Raw genomic sequence first — 12,027 nt, 5'->3', positions numbered from 1 at the left:
CGGACCGGCGAGTGCCGGGTCCGGCGTGCCTTCGTTCGCGCTGCGCCACAGCGCCGCGAACGATTCCACATCGGCCGCCGCCGCGTCCCAGCGGCTCTGGCCGGCCTCTACAAGCGCGCTGCCTACAGGCGGCAGCAGCTCATCGAGCGGCGCGCCTGACGCAGAAGCCGGCGCGCCGGGCAGCAGCAGAAGCAGGCAGATCAGCAGCAGCGCTGCCCGGATCTGCCGCCATGGACTGATTTTAACCGTTATGATCATCGGGATCATTCCCTTCGCGAATAAGCATGCTATTATGTTTCCTCTATAAGAAGGCGGACTTAAGAGTTGAACCTGAAGCGTGGTTGTTACTGCGGTGCACATTGGAACTTCGGGGCGGCAGCAGCTGTTGCTGTTGTACCTATTTCTCGGCTAATATTCCTGCCCGAAATACAACATTTCTTCTAAAACATCGGCCCTAAACTTAAATTGTTGTAAGAAATGCAGCATTCCACCCGTTCCAGCTAGGTAAAAGAAACTATTCTTGTATTTCATACAACAATCCGTCCAAAAAGGCAGAAAACTCGGTATTCGAGTTGTACCCAGTACAACATTTTGCCTGACTCCGTTTGCCGCCGTGCCAGCCGCCCCTCCATTTACCAATTCCCGCCGCTGCTCCGTTTCTTAACACACATTCCATCTTGCACTTTCCTGTTCTCAAATCCCCGGTACTCCAAATGATTTGACCCCCTGAACGTCCGTCCCATATCGTTCATCCCGCTGATTCTGATCACGCCGAACAACCTTTGGCACCAGGATGTATCCAGCGCCAAATTCAGCGTCATTTCCTCACGCTGAATCCGGACTTAGCTATATCTGTTCGTCACCCCAGCAGCGACTCCCCGATATACCCGCCTTCTCGTACACCGGGGAAGCAGGCGAATACGGCGCTGCCGGTATGGACCATATATTCATTCAGCCGGTCATTCTTCGAGAGACGCTGCTGGATGCTCACGAACTGCTTCACCAGATCCTTCTGGAAGCTGATGAAGACCAGTCCTGCATCCAGCTGCCCGGTCTTGAGATCCATGCCGCTGGAATAGGAGTAGGAGCGGCGCAGCATTTTGACCGAACCATCCCCATGGGCGAGGGCCGAATGGGAATCCGGCGGAATGACAGGCTTGCCGCTGGCATCCGCCGCCTCCAGATTGAGCTCGGCGAATTCATCCCGCGCTCCAATCGGAGCGCCGCTCTGCCGGTGACGCCCGAACGTTGCTTCCTGATCGCTCAGCGTAGAGCGGTCCCAGACCTCAATGCGAAAGCGAACACGGCGCAGCGCGAGATACGTGCCGCCATTCATCCAGGCGGGGCCATCGCCGCTTCCGCTCCAGACGACACTTCGCATCTTGGCGTCATCGGTGACGTCGGGATTGCCCGTGCCGTCCTTGAAGCCGAGCAGATTACGCGGTGTGCCGCCTGCCGGGTCGGCGCTGCCGGTGCGCTGGAAGCCCTCCTGCGTCCATCGCAGCACCGCTGTGCCCCGGGCGATGCGGGCCAGATTGCGGATGGCATGGAACGCCACCTGCAGATCGTCGGCGCAGGCCTGCACACAGAGATCGCCGCCGCACCACTGCGGCTCCAGGCTGTCTCCCGTGAATGCCGGGAGATCGGTGAAGGAGGCCGGCCGTTTCCCAGCCAGTCCGAACCGACTGTCAAAGAAGGCAGGACCCGCCCCGAAGGTAAGTGTACATTTGGAGGGGGTAAGACCATCTGCCTCGCCGGTGTCGGCAGGCGGAAGATTGGGATTGTCGTTCACGCTGCCGATCAGCGTACCGGCAGTAAGGGCAGCGGCGGCGGTGGTCCAGGCCTCCAGCAGTTTTTTGACCTCGCTGAGCTTGGTTGTTGTCAGATCAAACGAGGCGAAGCACAGGAAGTTCTGCGCAGGCGTAATGATTCCCGCCTGATGATTCCCATAGAATGGAATAATGTCTGCTCCCGCATGTTGCGGGGAAGAGAGTGCCTGTCCCGGCTGCCCGGCTGCTTTGCGTGCCGCCAGAATGCTGCCTACCCCGCCGCCGCCGAGCAGCAGGCCGAGTCCGGAGGCGCCAGTAAGCCGCAGCATATCGCGGCGGCTTAGTTTTTTATCGAATAATAGCTGATCTTTAGAAGCATCCTTGGAGAGAACGCTCTCTGTCGCGGGAGTTTCCCGGGAAGTCCTGTCTTTCTTTTTCATACCGGTCACACTCCCAGAATAGTTCCCATGTTGGATAGAGGCTCAGCTAAGGCGTCCAGATTCTGGCTTAATGTCCGGACCTCATCTTCTTTCAGCGTTTCGTAGGAAACGTAGCCGTCACCGGATTTGAACGGTGCCAGCTCATTCAGCAGTGCGGTGAACCGCTCGCCGATCGTTTGCTCCAGTGCAGGGTCTTTTTTTGCCAGCTCGGGTTTCAGCAGCTCATAGATCTTCTGGGCACCTTCCACATTGGCGACAAAATCATACAAATCCGTGTGGGAGTAACGTTCCTCTTCACCGGTTACTTTGGAGGAGGATACTTCATTCAGCAGCTCTACAGCTCCGGTAACGAGCAGATTGGCATCAATCTCAGCAGTTTCCACCTTGGCACGCAGCAGCTGAGCATCTTTCAGCAAACGGTCTGCGACATCGGTCATGCCATCTGTGGTATTGTTCTGCCAGAGGGCCTGTTCAATCTTATGGAAGCCGCGCCAGTCCGCAGCGTCAACATCGTTCTCGCGGGCATCAATATTGGGATCCAGATCTCCGAGCGCTTCAGCAATGGGCTCAATCCGTTCATAATACATGCGTGCAGGAGCATACAGCGCTTTGGCGTCTTCAAGCTTGCCTGCTTTCACCGCATCGGTGAAGCCTTCGGTCTGTTTCACGAATTCGTCGCATTGTTCAATTACATATTTCCGGTACTCGTCGATGGCCGTGGTGAAATCCGCCGTTGCGGCAGCAGCAGTTGAATCTGCAGTTGCGGCCGGTGCACCGGTTGACCCATTGCCCGTCTGGGCTGCAGCATTATTCCCGGAGGTATTGCTGTTATTGCCGTTGTTGCCATTATTATTGTTATCATTGCTTGCACAGCCGGCAAACAGGAGGGAAGCCGCAAGCAAACCCGCCGGTACTGCATAACCTATCTTCATTCTGTTGGACACCCCTTTTTGTTATGTAAATGATAATCGTTATCAATGATGGACCTATCATAAATCTCCATCCAGTAGCTGTCAATAAAAATGTGATAATTATCATATCCATGCCGGCTCGCACAAATAAAATACCAAAAACGCCTCCCGACAGGCGGAAGACGCAGTTTGTTTATTTGAAAACGATACCGTCCTTTAAACGGACAGCGTAGCTGTTTCTACTTGATTCCTGCACGAAGTACAACAATTTACTCATAACAACGGCCCAAATCAAGAATTGTTGTAGAAAAGGCAGCAATTCCTCTTGTTCCAGCAGAAGATCGGGGGAATTCCTGTATTCCGTACAACATTCCTCCCGGACACTCGGGTATTCATGAACCGGAGTTGCACTACGTACAACATTATGCCTTTACAGGCCGAAGCAAAACTTAATTATCTTACTCTAAGCTCGCTCTGCTGCCGGGTGTCCCAGAGACAACAGCGTAATCCCCGGCGGAATGCCTGATATACGCAATATTTTTTAAACGTTCCGCCAAATTGAAGTTTAAAGCATTCGTGACAACGCTGGATTAACTCAGCACGAATTATTCCGCGTACCCACCGGCAATTGACCGTTTGCTAGGACGAGTATAACCTTGAGCGCGTGTTGGACATACCTATCACAACTATTGCAGCAACAAGCAGTGATCGCAGATCGCAGATCGCTGATTCTACACCGTGGACCGCTCAATAATCCGGTAATCCAGCTTGCGGTAGACCGGGTCAGGGTTGTCTGAGCTGATCTGCTCATGAATAATACGGAAGGCGGATGCACCCATCTCATACAGGTGGTTATCTATGGTGGTGATCTCCAGCAGCCGGCCGATCGGCTGGTTATCGAAGCCCATGACAGCGAGGTCTCCGGGGATGCTGAGACCCGCTTTGCGCGCCTCAATCATCAGTCCGGCTGCAACATGATCACCAGTGATGATCATAGCTTCAGGCCGCACCGGCATCTCCAGCAGCGACCGTGCCACGGCAGCACCGTCTTCTTCCGTTGTACAGTCATAGATCATCCATTCCTCCTGAAAAACCAGCTTGTGCTCAGCAATGAATTCGCGAAAGGCGCTCTGCCGGATAGAGGCGCTGCTGCCATTCTGCCTGCCTTCGCAATAGCCGATGGTTCGGTACCCTTTGCCCTTCAAATACTGCAGCCCCTGCCGGAAAGCCGCATAATGCTCAATATATACAGAGGAATAACGGCGCTGCCCGCTGTCCTGGCAGGTTACAACCGGACCGTACGCGGTATACTCCTCAATCAATTCAGGCTTCAGCGCAGTCGATACAATGACCACACCATCGATTTCTTTATTGCGCAGCATCTCCAGCACTTTAATCTCTTCATCTGCCATATAATTGCTCTGGCACAGGATCAGCCGGTATTGCGCGAGCAGCGCCTCATGGGCAAGACCATTCATAATAATCGAGAAATAAAAAGCATTGATATACGGAAGAATCACCGCCACTGTACCGGTACGTCCGGTAATCAGGTGGACGGCGTTCATATTGCGGGTGTAGTTTAACTGCTCAATCGTATCGAGGACGGCGGCTCTTTTGTCTTTGCTGACATAAGGATGATTATTCAGCACCCGCGAGACGGTCGTTACGGAAACTCCGGCAATCCGGGCAATTTCTTTAATATTAGCCATGGCGTATGCTGCCCCCCGAGTCAGAATTGGAATGGTTTTATTTTACCATAGAAATTTTCACATTTTCGCATATAAAAAAGCTTGCTATGGAATCCATTTCATAAATTACACTGGGGTTGTTAGCAGCCTTACTGGATTAAGCCGGCGTGACCGAAAGGGCGTGACGGACCGGTAAAGTTTGCGGCTTCACGCTGCGGGCGGACGGAGTTCCAGCAACATTTTTTTGCCTAAGCATTACTTAGCAGCGTGTTTTCTATAGACTTTGCCCCAACGGATGACGCCCTTAACACTAGGAGCTGAAGCCGTTTTTATTATGCGTTTTGGTCAGGAATGCCAGGGTTGTCCGCGATCCGCGTCTGTCCCCGCCCAAATTAATGCTGCAACAGCACCATTAACTGCCACCCTACATAGTATGGTTTGACTGTATCCCTTTACCTTGTTATACCAAACAAACCCAGAGCAAGGAGGGGTGACACCATTGAAAGGGAACGAACATCATAGCAAATTTCTGTTGACGCATCGTGAGCGCGAAGTATTCGAGCTTCTAGTGCAGGACAAAACTACACGGGATATTGCAGGACTGTTATTCATTAGCGAAAAAACTGTCCGCAATCACATTTCCAACGTCATGCAAAAATTAAACGTAAAAGGCCGTTCGCAAGCGGTTGTCGAGCTGATCAAGCTTGGGGAGCTGAAAATATAGCTGCCGTGCTTCAGAGGTGACGCGTTTAAGCCTTCCTTTATCCTTCGGGGTGAGGGGAGGTTTTTTGTTTCAGTTATAAGTGAACTGTGAATAAAATACAAATAGACCAAGCGATTGCTGTCCCTTGAGGGTAAGCGTTGCCCGGTCTATTTCTCAAACTTAATAATAATGGTTTCAAAATCCACCTTGCATTTGGCTTTCATCATAAAATCAATACCAATAATTCCGTCAAAGCCATAAGGCTCTAGAATCGAACCCAGCTGAATGGGGAAATCCGTCAAAGCAATATCTTCAATGCAAAAGCCGGGAATCTGCTGCTCATAACAAATTTCACTCGTTCCCCCTACTCCATACATCCGCTTTGCACGTCCATTTATAAAATCAATATGGATACCTATTGCAGCTAATGCATCAGAATCAAAAACAGTTGCCGTACTCCTGAGAAGAATTCCTCTACCACCTCAACATCGCTTCTGCTCGTATGGAAAACATACAGCTCACGAGTCGGATGTAGCTTATGCATCTCTTTATAACCGGTCCATGCCTCCTCGGATTTATCGTAGTCTTGAATGACTGCCATATCCTCTAATTGGCGTACACGGTTGCTGGAGCTTGCCTTGATTGCTTCCACCAGTACAAAGCGGCTTGGGTGCAATTTCGTAATCTCTCCCCATTTCATCGGCTTCACCTCGCTTGGTTAATCTTATTTTTAGTATATGATAAAATAAAATCATCAAAGTCATTTATATTCTAAATAAGTCGGGAGGTTAAAGGAATGAAATGGCAACAAGTAAGAGAGTTGTTTCCTGACCAATTTGTCTTGCTATCCATTCTTGACTATCGTGAGGAAGATGACAAGAAAATTATAACGGAAGTAGCACCTGTTCGTGCAGTTCCTGAAGAGGATGCCAACAAAGAATTTTTCAGCACTGAGCCTGGCAGCATTGTTTATCACACCTCCAATAAGGAGTGCATTATTCGTCTGCCTAGAGACCCTCTGATGAGAGTGAGACGGCGATCAGAATTCCGGAAGAATTAAGATTGGCTGCATTTTATAGATTGACGGATATTGGGAATGGTTGTATATTCATATTAAAGTATAAACCTTTAAACTTTAAGAACGATTTTGATAATTTTGATAAAGAGAAAACTCACATCTAATGTTCGATTTTCAGTTAGGACGCAGTTTTTGCGAGATGAGTTACTCTTTTTTATTTCTCTGAAAGTTAAATCGATTAAACTTTTGAATTTGGAGGCATAGATGCTTAGATGAACATTCATGATGTAGCCAAAAAGTCGGGGCTCTCTGTAGTGACCGTATCCAGAGTTCTAAACAATTTACCCTCTGTACGTGAAGGCAACCGCCAGAAAGTGCTGAGTGCGATTGAGGAGTTGAATTATCAGCCCAATTCAGCAGCGCGTAGTCTCGTTCGTGGCAAGACAGGAGTCATTGGGATGTCGATTACCAACTTTAACGACTCTTTCTATGACCGCGTGATTCGCGTGGTGAACCGGAAGCTGGCAGAGCAAGGGTACTTCCTGGCCTTGTCTATAGCCGAGAATGAGGATGATGGTGTGAACTTCCTGTTTCAGAAGGACCGCGTGGACGGGATTATCCTGTTGTCTCCGCTTGAGGAGAAAGAATATGTGGAGGAGCTGAAACGAAAAAACATTCCGGTTGTCCTGCTGGATAACCAGTTCCAGCATGAGGATGTTCCGAGTGTACTCGTTGATAACTATCAAGGGGGTTATGAAGCTACTAAGCATTTGATTAGTCTTGGGCACACCCAGATCGCCTATATCGGCGGCCCTTCGGTGTTCCTGAGTGTAACGGAGCGCAAACGGGGGTATGTCCAGGCGCTGGATGAAGCGGGGCTAACGCCCTTCGGCACGGAATATTGCGGATTTACGGTAAGCAGCGGTTATGAGGTGGCGAAGAGATGGATTCGCGAGGATAAGCTGCCGACAGCCATTTTTTCGGGAGACGACTTTATTGCGCTCGGGGTTGTTCAGGCCCTGCGTGAGGAAGGAATTCTGGTTCCGCAGGATATCTCTGTGGTCGGCTTTGATGATCAGCAGTTCGTAGGTGAATTCTACCCGCGGCTCACGACAGTCAGGCAGCCTGAGGCGCAAATGGGCAATATAGGCGTTGAATTACTGCTGAAACTGATTAACGGGGAGATGAAGCAGCCCGCTGTAACGAAGCTCGCTCCTCAGCTGCTCATTCGTGAATCCACCGCTTCTGTCAGATTAACTTGAATTATAGGAGTGAATCATCAGTGAAGTATTTTTTGGGAGTGGATGCAGGAGGCAGTAAGACCTGCGCAATGATTGCAGATGAACAGGGGAAGGTCATGGGTGCAGGCAAAAGCGGGAACGGGAATCATCAGCTAAACCGTGAGCAGGCGGCGGACAGCTTGCACCAGGCCGTATCGGAAGCCATTACGGCTTCAGGGCTGACCAGGGATCAGCTGGACTACTCCTGGTTCGGACTGGCGGGAGCGGACAGAGAGGCTGATTTTAGAATTTTGCGGCCGATCATCAGCAGCCTTGGCCTTCCCCGGACTGACATTTCCTGCGATACCTGGAATGCGTTGCGATCAGGTACAGAGAAGAACTATGGGCTCGTGCTGATTTGCGGATCGGGCGTGAACTGCAGTGGTAAAAATCCGGCGGGTGCTGCATACCAATGCGGCGGCTTCGGCTACCGGTTCGGGGATTTTGGCGGCGGCTATGATCTGAGTATGGAGGTATTCCGCAGCGTCCTCAGGGCGGATGACGGAAGAGAAATGGAGACAGTGCTGAGCAAACGCTTAACTCAATTGCTGGGCTATACCACCGTTTCAGAGTTAAGAGAGGATTACCTCGATCATTTCAGAGACTTGCCTCCCCAAATTGCGGAGCTGTTGTTTCAAGCGGCAGAGGAGGGGGACCCCGTTGCCACCGGGCTGCTGGTCAAGCAAGGGGATGAGCTGGGTTTGGCTGCGGCATCGGCAATCCGCCGGTTGGCCATGGAGGAAGACGTCTTCGATATCGTGCTTGCAGGCAGCCTGCTGACCAAGGGAGACCGCTCAGGCATCATCCGGCGGGCCATTGAGCGAAGAGTGAAGCTGGCGGCTCCGAATGGCACTTTAAGGATTCTAACCCGTGAGCCGGTTGTAGGATCGGTCATTCTGGCGATGGAAAGCAGCGGTATGCATGTAAATCAGGAGGTTCTTGATCATCTATCAGAGGGTAAGGAGGGGCAATTGTCATGGAGGAAACATTGAAGCTGGTTGTCATCGGAGCGGGGTCATCGTATACACCTGAATTAATTGAAGGGATCATCCTGCATCACCAGGAGCTTCCCATCCGCGAAATATGGCTGGTGGATATTGAGGAGGGCAGGGAGAAGCTACATACGATTGCGGAGCTGAGCAAGCGCATGATTGCACAGTCCGGACTGCCGATTACTGTAGTAGAGACGCTTGAGCGCAGGGAAGCCATTGCCGGAGCGGATTTCGTCTGCACGCAGATCCGGGTAGGCATGCTGGAGGCGCGCAAATGGGACGAATTGATCCCGCTTCAATACGGTGTCATCGGTCAGGAGACGACCGGTCCCGGAGGAATGATGAAAGGCCTGCGGACCATCCCGGTTATTCTGGATATTTGCAGGGATATCGAGGAGCTGGCCCCGGATGCCTGGCTGCTGAATTTCACGAATCCGGCCGGAATGGTGACTGAAGCTGTCCACAAATATTCATCGGTCAAAAGCGTAGGCCTGTGCAACTCGCCGATCGGTTTCCAAAAGTGGCTCTCGGGGTTCTTCGGACTTCCCATGGAGAAGATCTATGCGGAGTTTGTCGGCATCAACCACCTGCACTGGGTATCCGATGTCGTGATTGACGGGAAGAGCAAGCTGCAGGAGCTTATTGATTACCCCGAGAGCTACAAGGCAGGCAATGTGCCGTTTGATGCCTGGGACCACCGGTTTCTGAACAGTTTGCAGGCCATTCCCTCGTATTACTTGAGCTATTACTATATGACAGACGAGATGCTGGCGGAACAGAAGGAAGCAGCGGCAACGACCGGATCACGCGCTGAGGTTGTGAAGAAGGTGGAGGAAGAGTTGTTTGGGCTGTACCGGAACCTAGAGCTGAAGGAGAAGCCGAAGCAGCTGGAACAGCGCGGCGGAGCCTATTACTCGGAGGCGGCAGTGCTGCTGATGCGCTCCATTCATAATGATTCCCGCGATATCCAGACGCTGAATGTAAGGAATAACGGAATTATTGACTTCCTGCCGGACGATGCCTCCATTGAGGTGAATTGTGTGGTCACCAAGCAGGGGCCGCTGCCGATTCCGCTGCGCAGAGTTCCTCAGTCCGTCAGAGGCCTGCTGGCTGCGGTCAAGCAATATGAGAGCCTCACCATCGAGGCGGCTGTGCACGGAGACCGGGATGTGGCTCTGCAGGCTATGGTCCATCATCCGCTCATGCCTTCAGTCACCGTAGCTGAACAGCTGCTGGATGAAATGCTGGAGAAGAACAAACCGTTTTTACCGTTGTTTCACTAGAATCGTCCAGAGGAGGTAAAGCGGATGAACACGGCCGGAAAAGCGAGCAGGTGGAAGAGATTTACCAGTCAGTTGGATTTGCAGTCCATGGTTTGGCCGGGCATTATCTTTGTATTCATTTTTAGCTACATTCCGATGTATGGCGTGGTGATGGCGTTCCAGCAATACGATATTTTTAGCGGCATGATGAAGAGCCCCTGGGTTGGACTTATGCAATTCAGAATGTTCTTCGAGGCCCCGGAGTTCTGGAATGTGATGCGAAATACGATTGTGATTAGCCTGCTCAAATTGATTATCTCTTTTCCTGCTCCGATTCTGCTTGCGCTGATGCTGAATGAAGTCGGTCATATGGGCTTTAAACGCGTGATCCAGACCGTCAGCTATCTGCCTTATTTCCTGTCCTGGGTTATTGTATCCGGTTTCGTATTTTCGCTGTTATCCGTAGATAACGGAACGGTGAACTATGTGCTGGAGCGGTTCAATCTGGCCGGGGAGCCCATTAACTTCCTGGCAGTACCCAAGTACTTCTGGTCCATTCTGGTAAGTGTAAATGTATGGAAGGAAGTCGGGTTTGGGAGCATTGTCTATCTGGCTGCGATAGCAGGCATTGATCCGACCCTATATGAGGCCGCTTCTATAGACGGAGCAAGCCGGTTTAAGCAAATTCACCTGATTACAATCCCCAGCATTACCCCTATTATTGTCATCTTTATGATTCTTGCCATCGGCAGTCTGCTCAGTGCGGGCTTCGAGGACATTCTGCTGCTGGCAACCAATCCGATCCTGCGACCTTACTCCGATGTTATCGACACCTATGTGTACCGTGTTGGGATATTAAATGCCAGATTCTCTTATGCGACAGCTGTAGGGCTGTTCAAAGCGGTAATCAGTATCATTCTGCTGGTGACGGCCAACACAATCGCCCGCCGGGCAAATGTTAGTCTCTGGTAGGTACTACTACTCATAGCGAATGCTTCCGGGTGCAAGTTTTATTGCGATGTATTGACTGTAAGTAATGCTCCATAAACCTTTTAGGAGAGGTGAACAATGAGACTAAGCCTGGGCGACAAAGTGATGCAGCGGACTATTTATATCCTTTTGACACTGCTGGCGCTACTCATGCTGTACCCGTTTTGGAACGCGTTAGTCATTTCTTTTAATCTGGGCAGTGATACGGCGCTCGGCGGTGTAACCCTGTTGCCAAGAGCATTTACCCTGGAGAATTATTATATTGTGTTTCAGGATGACCGCCTGCTGAATTCTTTTCTGATCACCATTCTTAGAACGCTCGCCGGCACAGCATTATCCGTTTTCTTCACCGCCCTGTTAGCCTACGGAATGTCCAAGAAGACTTTGCTTTTCCGCAAACAATATATGGTGTTCTTCATGATTACGATGTTCTTCAGCGGAGGGCTTATCCCCAGTTACTTATTAATTCGCTCTTTGGGCATGCTGGACACCTTTTGGGTTCTGATTATCCCCGGCATCATCAGCGTCTGGAACATGATTGTCATCCGCACCTTCTTCAGCGCTTTACCTGAGGGACTGGAGGAATCAGCCAAAATCGACGGCAGCAGCAACTACGGTATTTTCTTCCGGATCGTGATTCCCGTCTCCGGCCCGGTTCTGGCCACGATATCTTTATTCACCGCAGTAAGTTACTGGAACGACTGGTTTACGGGAGCGATCTATATTACCAAGGATCACTTGCTTCCTATACAGACTCTGCTGCGGCAGGTGATGAACTCCAACATTATGACCCAGATTGGCTCCTCGAATGCGATCGCGCTGGATCATATGAACCGGAACCGGACGATTACCACGAAGTCACTGACTATGGCTACGATGATGGTCGCTACCATTCCGATTATCCTGACGTACCCTTTTCTCCAAAAGTACTTTGTTAAGGGCGTAATGATCGGTTCATTGAAAGAATAGCAGTG

Annotated in this window: 12 protein-coding genes and 1 pseudogene; 7 read left to right on the top strand and 6 right to left on the bottom strand. The window is 51.0% G+C overall.

The annotated features are described in order from the left end of the window. The 4 genes and pseudogenes from QW71_RS11800 to QW71_RS11780 all read right to left on the bottom strand — a co-directional run. A pseudogene (locus tag QW71_RS11800) lies at positions 1–360 on the bottom strand (hypothetical protein); the annotation flags it as partial. Positions 361–859: 499 nt separating this feature from the next. Continuing rightward, a complete protein-coding gene (efeB, locus tag QW71_RS11790) occupies positions 860–2,209 on the bottom strand; it encodes an iron uptake transporter deferrochelatase/peroxidase subunit (protein WP_047013748.1) in 1,350 nt (449 codons plus the stop codon). 5 nt (positions 2,210–2,214) lie between these two features. Next, positions 2,215–3,141: an iron uptake system protein EfeO gene (efeO, locus tag QW71_RS11785; RefSeq protein WP_039297793.1), complete on the bottom strand. Its 927-nt coding sequence runs from the start codon at positions 3,139–3,141 to the stop codon at positions 2,215–2,217. Positions 3,142–3,851: 710 nt separating this feature from the next. Next, a complete protein-coding gene (locus tag QW71_RS11780) occupies positions 3,852–4,829 on the bottom strand; it encodes a LacI family DNA-binding transcriptional regulator (protein ID WP_039297792.1) in 978 nt (325 codons plus the stop codon). 478 nt (positions 4,830–5,307) lie between these two features. Between QW71_RS11780 and QW71_RS11775 the strand changes: the two genes are divergently transcribed. Next, the gene (locus tag QW71_RS11775; protein ID WP_019908812.1) at positions 5,308–5,532 is read left to right on the top strand and encodes a LuxR C-terminal-related transcriptional regulator; all 225 of its coding nucleotides are present in this window, start codon (positions 5,308–5,310) and stop codon (positions 5,530–5,532) included. Positions 5,533–5,678: 146 nt separating this feature from the next. Here the strand turns inward: QW71_RS11775 and QW71_RS11770 are convergent, their stop codons facing one another. Continuing rightward, positions 5,679–5,888: a hypothetical protein gene (locus QW71_RS11770; RefSeq protein WP_052769993.1), complete on the bottom strand. Its 210-nt coding sequence runs from the start codon at positions 5,886–5,888 to the stop codon at positions 5,679–5,681. 47 nt (positions 5,889–5,935) lie between these two features. Further along, on the bottom strand, positions 5,936–6,211 hold the full coding sequence (locus tag QW71_RS11765) for a hypothetical protein (protein WP_039297783.1): 276 nt from the start codon (positions 6,209–6,211) through the stop codon (positions 5,936–5,938). A gap of 96 nt (positions 6,212–6,307) precedes the next feature. Between QW71_RS11765 and QW71_RS11760 the strand changes: the two genes are divergently transcribed. The 6 genes from QW71_RS11760 to QW71_RS11735 all read left to right on the top strand — a co-directional run bounded on the left by QW71_RS11760 (position 6,308) and on the right by QW71_RS11735 (position 12,022). Next, positions 6,308–6,571 carry a hypothetical protein gene (locus QW71_RS11760; protein ID WP_039297780.1) on the top strand — a complete coding sequence of 88 codons (264 nt, stop codon included), beginning with the start codon at positions 6,308–6,310 and terminating at the stop codon, positions 6,569–6,571. A 230-nt stretch (positions 6,572–6,801) separates the two neighbouring features. Further along, entirely contained in the window at positions 6,802–7,791 is a 990-nt protein-coding gene (locus QW71_RS11755; RefSeq protein WP_039297779.1) for a LacI family DNA-binding transcriptional regulator, read from the top strand. A gap of 20 nt (positions 7,792–7,811) precedes the next feature. Continuing rightward, entirely contained in the window at positions 7,812–8,801 is a 990-nt protein-coding gene (locus tag QW71_RS11750; protein WP_039297777.1) for an N-acetylglucosamine kinase, read from the top strand. Continuing rightward, positions 8,786–10,084 (top strand): 6-phospho-beta-glucosidase, encoded by a 1,299-nt coding sequence (locus QW71_RS11745; RefSeq protein WP_039297774.1) that lies wholly within the window; start codon positions 8,786–8,788, stop codon positions 10,082–10,084. Before QW71_RS11750 ends, QW71_RS11745 begins: the two co-directional genes overlap by 16 nt. A gap of 24 nt (positions 10,085–10,108) precedes the next feature. Continuing rightward, positions 10,109–11,035 carry a sugar ABC transporter permease gene (locus QW71_RS11740; RefSeq protein WP_039297772.1) on the top strand — a complete coding sequence of 309 codons (927 nt, stop codon included), beginning with the start codon at positions 10,109–10,111 and terminating at the stop codon, positions 11,033–11,035. Positions 11,036–11,131: 96 nt separating this feature from the next. After that, positions 11,132–12,022 (top strand): carbohydrate ABC transporter permease, encoded by an 891-nt coding sequence (locus tag QW71_RS11735; protein ID WP_039297770.1) that lies wholly within the window; start codon positions 11,132–11,134, stop codon positions 12,020–12,022. Positions 12,023–12,027 lie beyond the last annotated feature (5 nt).

The sequence above is a fragment of the Paenibacillus sp. IHB B 3415 genome (assembly GCF_000802655.2).
GTDB lineage: Bacteria > Bacillota > Bacilli > Paenibacillales > Paenibacillaceae > Paenibacillus_AQ > Paenibacillus_AQ phytohabitans.
This window is presented reverse-complemented; position numbering and strand designations above follow the sequence as displayed.

Bases quoted from the DNA above. Each gene is read 5' to 3' on its own strand.
- efeB (WP_047013748.1), bottom strand. From the start codon at position 2,209: ATGAAAAAGAAAGACAGGACTTCCCGGGAAACTCCCGCGACAGAGAGC.
- efeO (WP_039297793.1), bottom strand. From the start codon at position 3,141: ATGAAGATAGGTTATGCAGTACCGGCGGGTTTGCTTGCGGCTTCCCTC.
- QW71_RS11780 (WP_039297792.1), bottom strand. From the start codon at position 4,829: ATGGCTAATATTAAAGAAATTGCCCGGATTGCCGGAGTTTCCGTAACG.
- QW71_RS11770 (WP_052769993.1), bottom strand. From the start codon at position 5,888: ATGTATGGAGTAGGGGGAACGAGTGAAATTTGTTATGAGCAGCAGATT.
- QW71_RS11765 (WP_039297783.1), bottom strand. From the start codon at position 6,211: ATGAAATGGGGAGAGATTACGAAATTGCACCCAAGCCGCTTTGTACTG.
- QW71_RS11760 (WP_039297780.1), top strand. From the start codon at position 6,308: ATGAAATGGCAACAAGTAAGAGAGTTGTTTCCTGACCAATTTGTCTTG.
- QW71_RS11755 (WP_039297779.1), top strand. From the start codon at position 6,802: ATGAACATTCATGATGTAGCCAAAAAGTCGGGGCTCTCTGTAGTGACC.
- QW71_RS11745 (WP_039297774.1), top strand. From the start codon at position 8,786: ATGGAGGAAACATTGAAGCTGGTTGTCATCGGAGCGGGGTCATCGTAT.
- QW71_RS11740 (WP_039297772.1), top strand. From the start codon at position 10,109: ATGAACACGGCCGGAAAAGCGAGCAGGTGGAAGAGATTTACCAGTCAG.
- QW71_RS11735 (WP_039297770.1), top strand. From the start codon at position 11,132: ATGAGACTAAGCCTGGGCGACAAAGTGATGCAGCGGACTATTTATATC.